The organism is Corynebacterium sp. BD556, from assembly GCF_038452275.1.
Taxonomy (GTDB): domain Bacteria; phylum Actinomycetota; class Actinomycetes; order Mycobacteriales; family Mycobacteriaceae; genus Corynebacterium; species Corynebacterium mayonis.
Genome location: NZ_CP141643.1, coordinates 827,038 through 842,572 on the forward strand (window position 1 = coordinate 827,038; position 15,535 = coordinate 842,572).

General features: G+C 59.6%; 15 protein-coding genes. 3 read left to right on the plus strand and 12 right to left on the minus strand.

Annotated elements, in window-relative coordinates; genetic code table 11:
* Positions 1 to 45: 45 nt before the first annotated feature.
* From pyrF to pyrR, 6 genes are read right to left on the minus strand one after another with little or no spacing between them, the layout of a single operon-like run.
* Positions 46 to 852, minus strand: coding sequence for an orotidine-5'-phosphate decarboxylase (gene pyrF / locus VLL26_RS03910; protein ID WP_342319808.1), 807 nt, complete (start codon positions 850 to 852; stop codon positions 46 to 48).
* On the minus strand, positions 853 to 4,191 hold the full coding sequence (carB, locus tag VLL26_RS03915; RefSeq protein ID WP_342319809.1) for a carbamoyl-phosphate synthase large subunit: 3,339 nt from the start codon (positions 4,189 to 4,191) through the stop codon (positions 853 to 855).
* Positions 4,192 to 4,212: 21 nt separating this feature from the next.
* Positions 4,213 to 5,358, minus strand: coding sequence for a glutamine-hydrolyzing carbamoyl-phosphate synthase small subunit (gene carA, locus VLL26_RS03920; protein ID WP_342319810.1), 1,146 nt, complete (start codon positions 5,356 to 5,358; stop codon positions 4,213 to 4,215).
* Between the two features lie 15 nt (positions 5,359 to 5,373).
* On the minus strand, positions 5,374 to 6,666 hold the full coding sequence (locus tag VLL26_RS03925) for a dihydroorotase (RefSeq protein WP_342319811.1): 1,293 nt from the start codon (positions 6,664 to 6,666) through the stop codon (positions 5,374 to 5,376).
* Positions 6,667 to 7,587, minus strand: coding sequence for an aspartate carbamoyltransferase catalytic subunit (locus VLL26_RS03930; protein WP_342319812.1), 921 nt, complete (start codon positions 7,585 to 7,587; stop codon positions 6,667 to 6,669). It lies immediately after the preceding gene.
* Positions 7,588 to 8,151, minus strand: a complete 564-nt coding sequence (gene pyrR, locus VLL26_RS03935) for a bifunctional pyr operon transcriptional regulator/uracil phosphoribosyltransferase PyrR (RefSeq protein WP_342319813.1) — start codon at positions 8,149 to 8,151, stop codon at positions 7,588 to 7,590.
* Between the two features lie 202 nt (positions 8,152 to 8,353).
* Between pyrR and VLL26_RS03940 the strand changes: the two genes are divergently transcribed.
* The 3 genes from VLL26_RS03940 to VLL26_RS03950 are packed head-to-tail and all read left to right on the plus strand — an operon-like array spanning position 8,354 to position 10,473.
* Entirely contained in the window at positions 8,354 to 9,553 is a 1,200-nt protein-coding gene (locus VLL26_RS03940; RefSeq protein ID WP_342319814.1) for a TIGR01777 family oxidoreductase, read from the plus strand.
* Between the two features lie 10 nt (positions 9,554 to 9,563).
* Positions 9,564 to 10,034, plus strand: a complete 471-nt coding sequence (locus tag VLL26_RS03945) for a YbjN domain-containing protein (RefSeq protein ID WP_342319815.1) — start codon at positions 9,564 to 9,566, stop codon at positions 10,032 to 10,034.
* A complete protein-coding gene (locus VLL26_RS03950; protein ID WP_342319816.1) occupies positions 10,024 to 10,473 on the plus strand; it encodes a YbjN domain-containing protein in 450 nt (149 codons plus the stop codon). Before VLL26_RS03945 ends, VLL26_RS03950 begins: the two co-directional genes overlap by 11 nt.
* 12 nt (positions 10,474 to 10,485) lie before the next feature.
* Here the strand turns inward: VLL26_RS03950 and VLL26_RS03955 are convergent, their stop codons facing one another.
* From VLL26_RS03955 to efp, 6 genes are all read right to left on the minus strand, one after another.
* On the minus strand, positions 10,486 to 11,250 hold the full coding sequence (locus VLL26_RS03955; RefSeq protein WP_342319817.1) for an ATP-binding cassette domain-containing protein: 765 nt from the start codon (positions 11,248 to 11,250) through the stop codon (positions 10,486 to 10,488).
* Between the two features lie 6 nt (positions 11,251 to 11,256).
* Positions 11,257 to 12,306: an ABC transporter permease gene (locus VLL26_RS03960; protein ID WP_342319818.1), complete on the minus strand. Its 1,050-nt coding sequence runs from the start codon at positions 12,304 to 12,306 to the stop codon at positions 11,257 to 11,259.
* On the minus strand, positions 12,303 to 13,316 hold the full coding sequence (locus VLL26_RS03965; protein ID WP_425292288.1) for a substrate-binding domain-containing protein: 1,014 nt from the start codon (positions 13,314 to 13,316) through the stop codon (positions 12,303 to 12,305). Before VLL26_RS03965 ends, VLL26_RS03960 begins: the two co-directional genes overlap by 4 nt.
* Positions 13,317 to 13,415: 99 nt before the next feature.
* Positions 13,416 to 14,276, minus strand: a complete 861-nt coding sequence (locus VLL26_RS03970) for a PPK2 family polyphosphate kinase (RefSeq protein WP_342319820.1) — start codon at positions 14,274 to 14,276, stop codon at positions 13,416 to 13,418.
* Positions 14,277 to 14,378: 102 nt separating this feature from the next.
* Positions 14,379 to 14,954, minus strand: a complete 576-nt coding sequence (gene nusB, locus VLL26_RS03975) for a transcription antitermination factor NusB (RefSeq protein WP_342319821.1) — start codon at positions 14,952 to 14,954, stop codon at positions 14,379 to 14,381.
* On the minus strand, positions 14,954 to 15,517 hold the full coding sequence (gene efp, locus VLL26_RS03980) for an elongation factor P (protein ID WP_342319822.1): 564 nt from the start codon (positions 15,515 to 15,517) through the stop codon (positions 14,954 to 14,956). Before efp ends, nusB begins: the two co-directional genes overlap by 1 nt.
* Between the last annotated feature and the right edge of the window lie 18 nt (positions 15,518 to 15,535).

Genomic DNA, 15,535 nt, shown 5'->3' on the forward strand with positions numbered 1-15,535 from the left:
GCCAATAAATTACCAGGGGTTTTATCTCTACCCCAACATTGCCAGCTACTTTAGGCGTTTCCCCAGTTCAAACGCGCATTTTCGCAACTCGTTCACATCGGGTCCTGCGCTTAGTACACTCCGCGAAACATTGGGGAAAAACAGGTGCGCCCCATCCCCGGCGATGGCAAGAACCCTTTCGAGCGTGCCACCTTGCGCGCCCACACCGGGCAGAAGAACGGGCCCGTTAAGGTGGTCGAGACGAGGAGGCTTAACAACGGTTGCGCCCACCACGACTCCCACAGCGCCGACATCTTCGCCGGTGTTGAACTTCGCGCACGCATCCACCATTTGCTGGGAAATACTCATGCCTTCGCACTCTTGGGCCTGGAAGCTTTGCGCCTCCGGGTTCGAATTCGCCGCCATGACAAACACGCCTTTGCCGGCGCGCTGCGCCATCTCAATGGCGGGCGCAAGGGAACCGACACCGAGGAAAGGAGTTAAGGTTAACGCGTCCGCTTCCAAGGCGCCGCCAGGCTCCAACCAAGCTGAGGCGTAGCCTTGCATAGTAGAGCCGATGTCGCCTCGCTTCGCGTCGGCGACGACGATGCTACCGGCCTCGCGCAGGGCCTTGAGGGTTTGCTCCAACACTGCGAACCCAGCCGAGCCGAAACGCTCGTAGAACGCGACCTGCGGTTTGATTAAGGCGACGTGTCCAGCGAAGGCCTCGACACAAATCTCAGAAAACTCGCGCAGCCCCTCAACAGTCTCACCAAGGCCCCAAGCGCTCAGAAGCGCCGAGTGCGGGTCGATGCCAACGCAAAGCCGGCCGTGGGCCCTGCCCGCCTCAACGAGGCGCTCACCGAATCCCATTTACTCTCCCCCACCGGCGTGGTTGATCTCCTGCAGACTCACCACGTTGATGCCGTTGTCGCGGCTGTCCTCAATGCCTTGGACAGCGGCGGTGACCCCCTGAACCGTAGTGATCAAAGGCACGCCGGACGCGGCGGCTGCGGCGCGGATGTCGTAGCCGTCATGGCGGGCACCGGAGGATCCGGCCGGGGTGTTGAGAATTAGGTCGATTTCTCCGTCGGTGATGCGCTCGACGATCGAGGCGCCCTCAGCTCCGTCGCGGACCTCCGAGGCCTTCAGGGCGATCTCACACTCAATGCCGTTGCGGCGCAGCATAGAAGCGGTGCCCTTCGTGGCGACGATATCGAAGCCCATCGTGTAGAGACGCTGGATGGGAAAGATCAGCGAGCGCTTGTCGCGGTTGGCCACCGAGACAAACACGGTCCCTTCCATCGGCAACTCCCCGAAGGCCGCGGCTTCCGCCTTGGCATAAGCCTCACCAAAGGAGTCGGCGAGACCCATCACCTCGCCGGTGGATTTCATCTCCGGGCCAAGGATCGTGTCGAGAACCGCACCTTCTTTCGTGCGGAAACGAGTAAACGGCAAAACCGCCTCCTTGACCGCGATGGGGTGCTCAAGCGGAAGTGAACCGCCGTCGTATGCGGCGGGGATCATCCCTTCCTCCTGAAGCTTCGCAATAGTCGAGCCCATCATGATCCGTGAGGCGGCCTTGGCCAGGTGAACTCCCGTCGCCTTTGACACGAAGGGCACTGTGCGCGAGGCACGCGGGTTAGCCTCAATGACGTAGAGGATGTCGTCTTTCAAGGCGAACTGCACGTTCATCAGACCCTTGACACCAATGCCGTGGGCCAGTGCCTCCGCGCTGCGGCGTACCTTGTCAATGTCTTCCGGGCCGATCGTCATCGGGGGCAAGGCGCAAGAGGAGTCGCCGGAGTGAATCCCGGCTTCTTCGATATGCTCCATCACGCCGCCCAAGTAAACATCCGTGCCATCACACAACACGTCGACGTCGATCTCAATAGCGGAATCCAAGAAGCGGTCCACCAGCACCGGGTGATCCGGGCTAAGTTCGGTGGCTCGGTCAATGTAGTTTTCCAAGCTGGCCTCGTCATAGACGATCTCCATACCGCGACCCCCCAGTACATACGAAGGCCGCACCAGCACCGGGTAGCCGATGCGCCGAGCGACTTCACGGGCCTCCATAAAGGAGGTAGCAGTGCCGAAAGCCGGGGCGGGCAGGTTAGCTTTAGCCAGTACCTTGCCAAACTCACCGCGGTCCTCCGCCAGGTCGATGGCCTCGGGTGAGGTGCCCACGACGGGGACGCCGGCGTCGGCAAGCTTTTGTGCCAAGCCCAGCGGGGTCTGCCCACCAAGTTGAACGATCACGCCGGCGACGTTGCCGGAGGCGGACTCGGCGCGGTAAATCTCCATGACGTCCTCGAACGTCAGCGGCTCGAAGTACAGGCGATCGGCTGTGTCATAATCGGTCGAGACCGTCTCCGGGTTGCAATTGACCATCACAGTCTCGTATCCCACACGCGACAGCTCCAAAGCGGCGTGGACGCAGGAATAATCGAACTCAATGCCCTGACCGATGCGGTTCGGGCCGGAGCCCAAAATAATGACCTTGTCCTTACCGGTGTGCGCAACCTCGTTTTCTGCCCTCGGGTCAAGCTCATAAGCCGAATAGTGGTACGGGGTGCGCGCCTCAAACTCGCCGGCACAAGTATCTACCGTCTTGAACACAGGGTGGATGCCCAAGGACCACCGCAGGGTGCGAACACCTTCCTCGCCGGCCAGCTCGGGACGCAAAGCCGCAATCTGGGCGTCGGAAAGTCCGAAACACTTCGCCTCGCGCAAAAGTTCGGCTCCAAGCACGGGGGCGTCAATAAGCGTCGTGCGGAACTCGACGAGCGCGGCAAGTTCCGCAAGAAACCACGGGTCGATCGAAGACGCCTCATAGAGCTGCTCGATCGATGCGCCGAGGCGCAAGGCAAGCTCCACATCGTAGAGCCGCTTGTCGGTCGGAGTCCGCAAATCCTCCAGCACGGCGGAAAGGTCAGTGGCGCGATCACCGGCGAAATACTCATCGGGCCGGGTCCAAAAGCCGTTCGGCTTATCCTCCATCGAGCGCATCACCTTGTTTAAGCCCTGAATGTAGTTGCGGCCAATGCCCATCGCCTCCCCGACGGCCTTCATGGAGGTGCCCAGGGTTTCATCGGAGCCAGGGAACTTCTCAAAGGCGAACCGCGGCATTTTCACAATGACGTAGTCCAATGTCGGCTCGAAAGCCGCCGGAGTCACTCCGGTGATGTCGTTGGTGATCTCGTCGAGGGTGTAGCCAATAGCCAACTTCGAGGCAATTTTCGCAATTGGAAACCCGGTCGCCTTCGAGGCCAGCGCCGAAGAACGCGACACGCGTGGATTCATCTCGATGGTGATAATGCGGCCGTCATCCGGATTGACCGCAAACTGGATATTGCAGCCGCCGGTTGCCACGCCCACCTCGCGGATGATCGCGATGCCCTGATCACGCATGGTTTGAAACTCCCGATCAGTCAACGTCAGGGCAGGCGCCACAGTAACGGAGTCTCCAGTGTGAACACCCAGCGCATCAACGTTTTCGATCGAGGCTATGACCACGACGTTATCGTCTCCATCGCGCATAAGCTCAAGCTCGAACTCCTTCCAACCAAGGATGGATTCCTCAATGAGAACATTCGCCTCCGGCGAGGCCTCAAGCCCGCCCCCGGCGATACGCTCAAGGTCTTGCATGGTGAAAGCCAAACCGGATCCCAACCCGCCCATGGTAAAGGAGGGCCGCACGACGACAGGCAAGCCGAGCTCGGCCACGGTTTCGTGAACCTCATCCATGGTGTGGCACACGCGGGAGCGGGCGGATTCGCCGCCGATTTTCTCCACGATGTCCTTAAACTTCTGCCGGTCCTCGCCGCGCTCAATGGCGGCGATATTGGCGCCGATGAGTTCAACGCCGTGCTTATCCAAAATCCCCATGCGGTCGAGCTGAATCGCGGCGTTGAGAGCGGTCTGACCACCCAAGGTGGCCAGGATTGCGTCAACTGGGTGGCCCATATCCGCTTCGCGGGCGAGGATAGCGTCGATGTATTCCGGCTCGATCGGTTCGACGTAGGTGTGGTCGGCAAATTCCGGGTCGGTCATGATGGTCGCCGGGTTGGAGTTGACCAGCGTCACACGCAGGCCCTCCTCCTTGAGAACCCGGCACGCCTGGGTGCCCGAGTAGTCGAACTCGCAAGCCTGGCCGATGACGATCGGCCCGGAGCCGATAACCAGGACGTGGTTGATGTCTTCTCGTTTCATGGGGTGTCTCGTCTTTCCTGGCTACTTCTTGTTCGGGCTGTGGTTGTCCATCAGGTCGATGAACTGGTCGAAAAGCGGGTTTGCGTCGTGGGGCCCAGCCGCGGACTCGGGGTGGTACTGCACCGAGTAGGCCATGCCATTTTCCAAAGCGACGCCCTCGACGACGTCGTCATTGAGGCAGGTGTGGGTGACTAGGGCGGGGCCGAAGTCGGTGTCGAAGCGCTCATTCGCCTTAGCACGCAGAGCGAAACCGTGGTTTTGGCTAGTGATGTCGATCTTTCCGGTGAGGTGATTTTTCACCGGCACGTTCACGCCGCGGTGGCCGAACTTCAATTTATAAGTCTGCATGCCGAAAGCACGACCGAGGATTTGGTTGCCGAAGCAGATCCCGAACAACGGCACTTTCGCGGCGATGATCTGGCGGGTAATGGCAACCATCTCATCGGCGGTGGCGGGATCGCCCGGCCCGTTGGAGATAAACACACCATCGGGGTTGTATGCTGCGATTTTCTCGAAGGCGGTGTTGGCGGGCACGACGATGGTTTCGATGCCGCGGCGGGCGAAATGCTTCGGTGTGGCGGTTTTGATGCCCATGTCGTAGGCAACAACGGTGTACTTCTTTTCACCCACGGCCTCGATAATGTAAGGCTCGAGGGTGCTGACCTCGGCGGCGAGATTGGCGCCGGCCATGGATTGTTGCTCGTTGACTTTGGCAACAAGCTTGTCGACGTCTCCCCGTGCCGCATCGCCGGTGAAGATACCCGCTGGGATCGAGCCGTGGTTGCGTAAATGACGCACAACACTGCGGGTGTCAACCCCGAGGATGCCGGTGATGTCCTGGGTTTTCATCTCATCTTCCAGGCTGCGCTTGGCTCGCCAGTTGGAGACCCGTTTGGACAGGTCGCGAATGACAAGGCCGGCGACCCAGATGCGGTTGTCGTGGGATTCGTTGTCCTCGTCGTTCCAGCCGGTGTTGCCGATCTGCGGTGCGGTCATCACCACGATCTGCCGGTGGTAGGAGGGGTCGGTCATTGTTTCTTGGTATCCCGTCATGGCGGTGGTGAAGACTGCCTCACCGAAAACCTCACCCTGCGCGCCGAAGGAGTAGCCGGGAAAGACTTTGCCGTCGCCAAAGACGAGGACGGCGGGAATCTTGGTGTTGCTCACTATCGAGGTCCTTACTTAATACTTAATTGTGGTGTGGGTGATGTTTCCGCGCAGCATGGTCAGCACCACGCGGGCAGAAAATTTCATGCCTTCGTAGGGAGTGTTCGACGCCTTGGACGCCATGTCCGCACCGGCGGCAATCCAGGTAGAGTCCGGGTTGATCAGCGTCAGATTGGCAGGTTCGCCCTCCCGGATGGGTCGGCCCTGGTCAGCCAGGTGCAGGATCTCCGCTGGGCGCTCGCTCATAACCTTTGCCACGAAACGCCAGTCGGCCAGCCCACTTTCGACAAAGATGCGGGAAATGATAGCCAGGGAAGTCTCAAGGCCAAGCATGCCAGGTTTGGCGTGCTCAAACTCCACGCACTTGTCCTCGGAGCCGTGCGGGGCGTGATCGGTGGCAACGACGTCGATGGTGCCGTCGAGAAGCGCATCGCGCAAAGCTGCGGCATCGCGCGCCTCCCGAAGCGGCGGGTTGACGCGGTAGGTGCCGTCGAAGGTTTCCAACATTTCATCGGTGAGGATCAAGTGGTGCGGGGTGACTTCGGCGGTGACCTCGATGCCTTGGGCCTTTGCCCACTTAAGCAGTTCGACGGTGCCCTGGGTTGAGGCATGGCAGATGTGCAAACGCCCACCGTAGTCGCGGGTCATGATGATGTCGCGGGCCACGATCGACTCCTCTGCCACGCGCGGCCAGCCGCGCAGCCCGAGACGGGAAGCTACCTCACCTTCGTGGGCGCAGGCTCCCTCGGTCATGCGGTGATCTTCGGCATGTTGGGCAAGCATCACGTCGTAGGCTTTCGCGTACTCAATGGCACGGCGCATTAGCTGCGGGTCGTTGACGCACTTGCCGTCATCAGAAAACATGCGCACGTGCGAAGCGCTCATCAAGCCGATCTCGGTAAGTGAGGTGCCTTGAAGTCCCTGAGTAATTGAACCGACCGGGTAGACGTCGCACTTGCCGTAAGCCTGGCCCTTTTCCCAGACCGCTTCGGCCAAAAAAGGTTGGTCAATGACGGGGCTGGTGTTGGCCATGGTAAACACCGCGGTGAAACCTCCACGGGCGGCAGCTTCGGAGCCCGAGGCGATAGTCTCGGTGTCCTCACGGCCGGGCTCACGCAGGTGAACGTGAACATCCACGAAACCGGGCAGCAGCACGCAGCCGCCTGCGTCGATGGTTGCGTCGACGTGTTGCGAATCTATCTCCGCGGAAAGGTTGTGACCGATCCGCGAAATCACGCCCTCTTCGACCAAAACATCAACCTGGTCTTCGCCATAAGGGCGGACGTTAGTGAGAAGCGTTGCCGCCATTTACTTTTCCTCTCCTGCCAGAAGGGTGAACAAAACCGCCATGCGCGTATATACACCGTTGGACACCTGCTCCAGCACAACGGAATTGGCTACATCGGCGACGTCAAAGTTGATTTCCATGCCGCGCAGCATGGGTCCGGGGTGCATGATGACGGCGTTGTCTTTAAGAGCCGCAGCGCGCTGCTTGCTCAGACCGAACAAGGTGGCGTATTCGCGGTGCGAGGGAAAGAAACCGCCGTTCATGCGCTCTGCTTGCACGCGCAGCATCATGACCACGTCCGCATCACCAAGCTCTGCATCAAAATTGCTGGTGTGGCGCGCCGGCCAGTGCTCCACGCCCCGCGGCAGCAAAGTAGGTGGGGCCACCAAAACAACGTCGGCTCCGAGGGCGTGGAGGAGGTCGACGTTGGAGCGGGCCACACGCGAGTGCAAAACATCGCCGACGATAAGTACCTTGCGGCCCGCAATATCGCCGATGTGTTGGCGCATCGTGAGGGCGTCGAGAAGCGCCTGCGTCGGGTGCTGATGCTGCCCATCGCCCGCGTTGATGATGGAGGTCCCCGGCAGCCACGTGGTCAAAAGCTTCGCCGCGCCCGATGAGGGGTGGCGCATGACCACAGCGTCCGCGCCGATCGCTTCGAGGGTCGCGGCCGTGTCCTTGAGCGATTCACCTTTCTTGACCGATGACGACGAGGCGGAAATGTTGATCACATCCGCGCTCATCCACTTACCTGCAGTTTCAAAAGAGGCGCGGGTGCGGGTGGAGTTTTCATAAAACAAGGTAAAGATGGTGCGTCCGCGTAGCGTGGGCAGCTTCTTAATTTCACGGCCCTCAAGGGCTTCGCGGAAACGCTCAGCCTCGTCGAGAATCCCCTCAATGTCCGCGCGAGTGAGATCCTTGATATCGATGAGGTTTTTCATCTACTCCACCTCCCTGGTCAGGGTCGCTGCGTCCCGCTCGTCGAGCGGGCTGAGGGTAACGTTGACGTCCTCGCCTTTCGACGTCGGAATGTTTTTGCCCACATAATCCGCCCGAATCGGCAGTTCACGGTGGCCCCGGTCAATGAGCACCGCCAGTTGGATTGCGCGGGGGCGGCCGATATCGCGCAAAGAATCCAAAGCGGCACGAATGGTGCGGCCAGAAAACAACACATCGTCGACGAGGATGACGATCGCATCGTCGACGCTTTCCGGGATATGGGTGGGGCGCAGCGCGCGGTGCGGCTTATCGCGCAAATCGTCGCGATACAGCGTGATATCGAGGCTGCCGACAGGTACCTCCACCCCGGAAAACTCGGAAATGGCGGCGGCAATACGCTGAGCCAGCGGAACCCCGCCGGAGGGAACACCAAGCAAAATCACCCGCGGGGCCGCCGGTGAATCCAACGCAGTCTTCTCAATGATCTGATGCGCGATGCGTGCGACAGTTCGCCCGACGTCTTGGGCTGTTAAAAGCTCAACCGTCGCGCGTATCTCCTCACTCATCGAACCTCCTTCCCCGCCTCTCTGTGCGGAATTTAAAGGATGTCTAGTGTTGGGACAATTACCGAGACTAGCACCTCAACGAGATAGGGATGAGCCCATGGGAATTACCTCCACACACACCGTGCCTGCACCACTAGCCGAAACTTGGCAATGGCACACCCGACCTGGGGCGGTAGTGCGTCTCACCCCAAACTTTTTGCCGATGAAAGTCGCCGCACAAGCAGCGTCCCTGGACCAGGGCGTTACCGTCTTTTCCCTTCCTGCCGGCCAAAAATGGGTAGCAAAACACCAGCTCGCCGGCTACGTCGAGGGACGTCAATTCACTGATGAGGTGATTAACCAGCCCTTCGCCGCAGCCACAAGGTGGCGTCACACTCACCGCTTCGAGGCAAAAGGTCAGGACACGGTGATCCGCGACACTATCGACGCCCGTGTGCCGCGCAAAGTCTTAATTCCGGCGCTAACCTACCGGCAAAATCAGCTGAAACAGGACCTTGCTTTCCTTGCGACGCTGCCACGCACCTCACCTTTGACCATTGCGGTGACCGGATCGCACGGCATGGTCGGCACCGCGTTATGCGCTCAACTCGGCACGGCGGGACACACCGTGGTGCGACTTGTGCGAGGTGATGCGGGCCCGGGCGAAAGACAGTGGGATCCACATAACCCCGCCCCCGACCTGTTAGAAGGAGTTGACGCTGTTGCCCACCTGGCGGGCGAACCGATCTTCGGGCGCTTTAGCGCGGACAAGAAGCAAAAAATCCGCGACTCGCGCGTCGAACCTACCCGCAAGTTGGCCCATTTAGCCCAACGATGCGGAGTAGGCACCTTCGTTTCTGCCTCCGCCGTCGGCTACTACGGAACCGATGCCGGCGGCCGCGCCCACCTGGAAAACGACGGCGCAGGCACAGGCTTTCTCGCCGAAGTGTGTGCCGACTGGGAGGAGGCGGCCCACGTCGAAGGGATGCGGGTGGTCACCATCCGCACCGGGCTTGCCCTGTCCGGCGCTGGCGGGTTGCTTCCCGTCCTGCGTGCCTCAGTTTCCGCAGGTTTAGGCGCGCGCTTCGGTGAGGGCAACTTTTGGATGTCGTGGATCGCGGTCGATGACTTGACCGACATTTACACACGAGCGCTACTCGACACCACCCTCAACGGCCCCGTCAACGCCACTGCCCCCAACCCGGTGACCAACGCCGAAATGTCGCGGACATTAGCGAGGGTTTTGCGCCGCCCGGCGCCTTTCCCCATCCCCCCGTTCGGCCCGAAATTGTTGCTGGGTGCAGAAGGGGCACGCGAATTGGCGCTGGCGGACCAGAAAGTTGCGCCGGGAAAGATCACGCATTTTCGCTACCCCACGCTTGAGTCGGCCTTGGCCCATGAGCTTGGTTTGGAAGGCCGGTAGAATCAGCCTGGTGAGTGAACATAACCAGCCGGAAGAAGAAAGCAACCAGGTTGCACCCGTCGACCTGGAGGCGGTGGCGGCGATCTTTGAGGCTGAAAACCTCGAATACCGCATTGAGGGCAGCTTGATTCGCAGCGGTTTCGTCAACGCCGCGATCATCCTCACCATCGACGAGAACTTACTTGTTTTCGAGGCCGCGTGGCGCGGCGACTTCCCGCTCGACTTGGCCTCGCACGTACTTTTTGCCTGCAATGAGCACAACCAAACCCATTTCGCGCCGACCCTGCGGTTTTTCGAAAAGGGCCAGGAGCACCTAGCGGTCAGCGCAGTGCGCACCCTCGACATCACACACGGCGCCAGCTTCAACCAGTTGGGTTCCTTCCTTGTCAGCTCGATCGAGGCCACGCTTCAGGCCTTTGATTTCCTCGCCGCTTCGTTTCCCACCCTCGTCACCTGGGAGGAGCCACACAATGAGCACTAATTTCGTCTCACAGGTCACCATCGACCGTGTCATTGCCGCCATGTCCGAGCACGGCGTTGAGCTATCCGACGACCCTTCTGGCCGTGTCGCACGCTGCAATCTCAACGGTTTGCACGTGTTATTCGTCCTGCTGGACACAGTTTTGATTGTCCGCGCTGACACGCACACAGACATCGCCGGGGATACCCCAGACGCGACGTTGTACCTCAGCGCTAATCAAATTAACGCATCCATGATTTCCGGTCGCGCCATCGTGGTCAATAAGACGAAAAACCTCGTGATTCGCACCGAATCAGAAGTCCTCGTCGCTGCCGGCCTGAGCGATAAGCAGCTTTCCCGAGCCTGCAAAAACGCCGTGGACGCAGTCATTCAGGCGCAGGACGCGATGAAGGCGCTGAGTGAATCCATGGCGACGCAGCGCGAGGCCGACAAAGCCTAAACCCCCGTGGGTTTAAGCCCGCTTGAGTTCGTGGCTCAGCGCCTCAAGCTCCGCCCCGCCAGCCATATAGCTGGTTAGCTCGTCCAAAGTGATGTTGGAACGAAGTTCGTCGATCTCCTGCCTGCCCAGTTTCACAATGGTGAAGTGGTCCCCGACGAGGTAGGCGTGGTGCGGATTGTGCGTCACAAGCACCACCGCCACCCCTGCGTCGCGGGCTTGTGCAATGAAACGCAGCACAACACCGGACTGCTTCACACCAAGCGCCGCGGTCGGCTCATCAAGCACGATGACACGGGCGCCGAAAAACATGGCCCGCGCAATGGAAAGCACCTGCCGCTGACCTCCGGAAAGATCACCAGCGGCTACATTAACGTCCGGGATGTCAACGCCCATCTTTGAAAGCTCAGCCGCGCACACCTGACGCATCTCTGCTTCGCGCAGACTTCCGGCGAAACCAGTCAACTCCTGGCCAAGAAAGAAATTGCGCCACACACTCATATCGTCAATGACCGCCAAATCCTGGTGGACAGTGGCAATACCACGCTCAAGCGCCTCACGCGGTGAAGCGAAGGCGACGGGGGTGTCGTTGACAAGCATCTCGCCGCTCGACGGCGGGTGCACCCCAGCCAAAATTTTAATCAAGGTTGACTTGCCGGCGCCGTTGTCGCCCAACACGCAGGTTACTTCACCTTCGCGAATCCTCAGGTTTATCCCGCGAAGCGCAGCAAAGCCCCCATAAGACTTGGAAATATCACGCAGCTCGATGATGGCAGACACCGTGACCTACTTCCTTTTCGTATACGCAGCAAAAGACGTATTTGTAAAAACGGCGAACAGCAACATCGCGCCGAGGAAGAACTTGAACCAGTCCGGGTTCCACCCAGCATAAACGATGCCTTGATTCGTCATGCCGAAGATCAACGCACCAATGGCGGTACCCACAGCCGTGCCCCGCCCGCCAGTGAGCACACAACCGCCAATAACAGACGCGATGATGTAGAGAAACTCATTGCCCACGCCCTGGCCTGCCTGAATCGAATCAAAAGCCATCAGCGTGTGCATTCCGACAAACCACGCGGCGAAACCGACGAGCATGAACAACGACACCTTAACCCGGCGAACCGGCACTCCCACCGCCCGCGCCGCGTCCTCGTTACCGCCGACAGCGAAAATCCAGTTGCCGAACTGAGTACGAAAAAGCACAAAGGACGCAAGCGCGACGAAAGCTACCCACCACAGGACGGTGACGTTTAGGGTCACGCCCCCCACCTGGAAGGTGCCGGCGAAGACGGCACGCGCCGATGCAAAACCCTCCATGTTGCTGATCCCAGGGGTGGCCACCTGGCCGGTCACGAGCTTGGTCACTGCGAGGTTTAAACCTTGCAGCATCAAAAATGCCGCCAGGGTGATGAGGAAGCTGGCGATGCCAGTGCGAGTCACCAAAAACCCGTTCAGGGCACCAATTGACACAGAAATCAACAAGGCGAGCAACGCGCCCACCCACACATTTAAATGCAAGTTGTAGTTGAGCATCGACGCAGCCAGCGCCGCGGAAGTCACCGCCACACCCGAAGACAAATCGAACTCGCCGCCGATCATGAGCATGCCCACAGCCAAGGCAACAATGCCCAAGGTGGAACTGGCGTAAAGAATCGTCGCCATCGCGCTCAGGGAGCGAAACGCTGGGGCGAGCACCAAAAACAAAGCGAGAATCAGAACGAAACCCAACAGGCTTGCGAGCTCAGGGCGCCGCACCACAGCGCTAAAACCAGTGCGTGGGCGCAATCGGTCTGCTTGTGCTGCGGGCAATAAAGCGGGGTCGCCGCTGCTCATCGCAGTCCTGCCTTCGCCGCTTCAGTCACCGTGTCCACGTTGTCCTTATCCACAAAACTCGGCCCAGTCAACACCGGCCCACCCCCGCCAATAGTTGCCCCGTTGCGCTTGGCCAACCACAAAGAATCCACCGCCAAATAGCCCTGCAGGTAGGGCTGCTGGTCAACAGCCCAAGCGACGCGGCCCTCAGCGATGGCGTCGACAAGCTCAGCGTCAGTATCGAAAGTGACCACACGAGCCTGGGAACCCGCCTGTTCGACTGATTCAGCGGCGCGCAAAGCAACAGGTGCTTGCAAGGCAAAAACGGTGTCAAAACCAGTGTCCTGCGACAACTTAGACTTAATCGTGGCCTGTACTGAAGTCAGGTCCTGTCCGTTGACATAGAGCAATACGACCTCGCCGCCGAGTCCCTCTCCGACGCCGGCGCAGCGCTCCTCCTGCGAGGAATTTCCTTGCTCGTGGATCACGCACAGCACCCGCCGCGCCCCCTCAGCTTGCAAACGCTCACCCGCCATAGTGCCGGCGATCATCTCGTCCTGGCCGAAAAAGCCACTCAAACCATAGGTCGTGTATTGCTTCATGCCGGCGTTTAGTCCGACCGTGGCAATGCCTTTATCCACCGCGTTTTGCGCCGCCGGGCCAATCGCCTCCGGGTTCGGCAGAGTAACCGCAATACCGTCTACCCCGGCATCAACAGCCGAGCGCACCAGGTTCGCCTGGTTCGGCGCTTGCGGATCAGAGGAGTAGCGCAGCTCGATATTGCTTTTCTTCGCCGCATCCTGCGCCCCTTTGCGCACGAGATCCCAATAGGTGTCGCCGGGCGCGCCATGGGTAACCATGGCGACCGTATAGGCCGGGGTATCTACTCCCCCACCCGCAGAATCGGATTCTTCGTCTTGACGAGGTGCCCCGCCCGTGGAGGAACACGACGCAATTAAGGACACAGCGGCCACAACCGCCGCAGCTTTGATGGACTTGGCTACTTTTTTCACGCTGCGATCTTCCTCCATCAGCTTTCCCTGGGTCAAAAGCCGTGCAAGGAACTTGACCGATACAGTGTCCTCTTACAGCGGGGACCACCACCGAAGGCTTACACCCGCACCGTCTTTCTAGGATTGCGCTAAACGCTCAAGCTCAACGTCCGGATCGAAGTGGCGCTCGGGCCACCGCAGGTCGAGTGACCTCAAGGCGGCATAGATGAGGGTCTTGACCACCGTGCGGCAATACTTCTTGTTGTCGGAGGGAATGCAGTACCAAGGTGCGGCATCTGTCGACGTGCGCTCAAAAGCGATCTCGTAGGCCCGCATGTACTCCTCCCATAGTTTCCGATCATCAATGTCGCGCGGATCGTATTTCCAGAACTTCTTCGGGTTTTCGATGCGCTCGCGCAGATTCATCGCCTGGAACTCCCGGGAAATATGCGGCATCACTTTGACAACGCGCGTGCCTTTCTCCGTCAATTCCTTCTCAAAGTCGACGATGGCGCCGTAGCGGCGCTCAATCTCCTCCGGTGCGGCCATCTGCTTGACACGCTGCACCAACACGTCCTCGTAGTAGGAGCGGTCAAAAACCGCGACCTGACCGGGCTGCGGTAAATGTTTGTTGAAGCGCCACAAAAAGTCGTGTTTGGCTTCTTCTTCCGTCGGCCGCCCGAACGCCGCGATATGCACTCCTTGAGCGTCCATCACAGAGCTGATCGAATGAGCGATGATACCGCCCTTGCCTGAGGTGTCCATGCCTTGGAGGATGAGAAGAATCGAACCCGAGAATTGCTCATTGCTGCGCCCGTTGGCAAAAAGCATCTCTTGTAGGTCCCGGATGTCGTTGTCGTAGTGCGTAAACGCATTGTCGAGCAGCGAAGCACTGCGCCCACTTTTGACACCCGGGGTGGCGGCGGGATCAACATCTCCGATGCGGAAATGGGGACCCACCCTAAACTGTTCGGCTTCCAGGAAGGAAATTTTGGACACGTGACTCTCCTTAGATGTGTGAATCCGAAAAAGGTGCCGACACCGCTTGGGGCGGCCAGCAGACAAGAAGAAAAAGTGCCCTCCTTGCTAGGGGGCACTTTTTTAGTCCTCTAATTGCTTCGCACCAAAAGGCCCAGCGCTGCCAGCGGGGTAGAAAACCTCGTCCTCCTGGGCAGGCGGCGCGTCCTGCGCGGCGGTAGGCTCCGCGGCCAGTTCTACAGTCAGCGCCGGAGCGTTGTCAGCGTGCGCCTGGATAATGTCGTCGAGCACCGCATGGATATACGGCGGGGCCGTATGCCCCGAGTACTCCCCGGCCATCTCCAAAGCATTCGCAATGATGATAGCCGCACCCACATCATCGTTGAACATGATCTCCCACGCGGCGACACGCAGGATCTGGCGATCGACGGCGGGCAGGCGTTCCAACTGCCAATCTTGCGCAAGGAAGCGCTCGATATTGTCATCAATGTCATCGAGTTTTTCCGCCGTGCCCCGAATGATCTCAAGGGTGTAGTCCGCCACCGGAGCGACCGCATTGCGCGGGTCCTGGGACAGCTCCGCGCGGTCCTCGAGGATTTCTACCGGGTCGATGTCTCGTGTCTCAGCTTCAAACAGGATGTCCACCGCGCGCCGGCGGGCGCGGTAGCGGGCACCGTGCTGTCGTTTCTTGTCAGGCATTAGTTGTTGACGCGAGAGAGGTACTCACCTGTGCGGGTGTCAACCTTGACCACGTTGCCCGTCTCCAAAAACAACGGAACCTGGATTTCGGCACCGGTTTCGAGCCTGGCGGGTTTAGTGCCTCCGGTAGAACGATCACCCTGCAGCCCCGGCTCCGTGTGATCAATCTTCAGGTCGACGGAGTTCGGCAACTCCACAAACAACGCCTCACCTTCGTGGAAGGACACCTGCACGCGCATGTTCTCCAGCAAGAAACGGGCCGCGTCGCCGAACTTGTCGACCGAAAGCTCGAACTGCTCATAGGTTTTATCGTCCATGACAACGTAGTTCGTGCCGTCGTTGTAGAGGTAGGTCATGTCGCGGCGGTCAACGGTGGCGGTTTCCACCTTCACACCAGCGTTCCAGGTTTTGTCCACGGTTTTGCCGGTGAGAACATCCTTGAGCTTGGTGCGCACGAACGCTGGCCCCTTGCCCGGCTTGACGTGCTGAAACTCCACAATCTGCTGGAGCTTGCCATCGACCTGCAGCACGAGGCCGTTCTTGAAATCAGCGGTAGTTGCCACTGTATACCTTCCTTATAG

Bases quoted from the DNA above. Each gene is read 5' to 3' on its own strand.
- pyrF (WP_342319808.1), bottom strand. From the start codon at position 852: ATGGGATTCGGTGAGCGCCTCGTTGAGGCGGGCAGGGCCCACGGCCGG.
- carB (WP_342319809.1), bottom strand. From the start codon at position 4,191: ATGAAACGAGAAGACATCAACCACGTCCTGGTTATCGGCTCCGGGCCG.
- VLL26_RS03925 (WP_342319811.1), bottom strand. From the start codon at position 6,666: ATGGCGGCAACGCTTCTCACTAACGTCCGCCCTTATGGCGAAGACCAG.
- VLL26_RS03930 (WP_342319812.1), bottom strand. From the start codon at position 7,587: ATGAAAAACCTCATCGATATCAAGGATCTCACTCGCGCGGACATTGAG.
- pyrR (WP_342319813.1), bottom strand. From the start codon at position 8,151: ATGAGTGAGGAGATACGCGCGACGGTTGAGCTTTTAACAGCCCAAGAC.
- VLL26_RS03940 (WP_342319814.1), top strand. From the start codon at position 8,354: ATGAAAGTCGCCGCACAAGCAGCGTCCCTGGACCAGGGCGTTACCGTC.
- VLL26_RS03950 (WP_342319816.1), top strand. From the start codon at position 10,024: ATGAGCACTAATTTCGTCTCACAGGTCACCATCGACCGTGTCATTGCC.
- VLL26_RS03960 (WP_342319818.1), bottom strand. From the start codon at position 12,306: ATGAGCAGCGGCGACCCCGCTTTATTGCCCGCAGCACAAGCAGACCGA.
- VLL26_RS03965 (WP_425292288.1), bottom strand. From the start codon at position 13,316: ATGGAGGAAGATCGCAGCGTGAAAAAAGTAGCCAAGTCCATCAAAGCT.
- nusB (WP_342319821.1), bottom strand. From the start codon at position 14,954: ATGCCTGACAAGAAACGACAGCACGGTGCCCGCTACCGCGCCCGCCGG.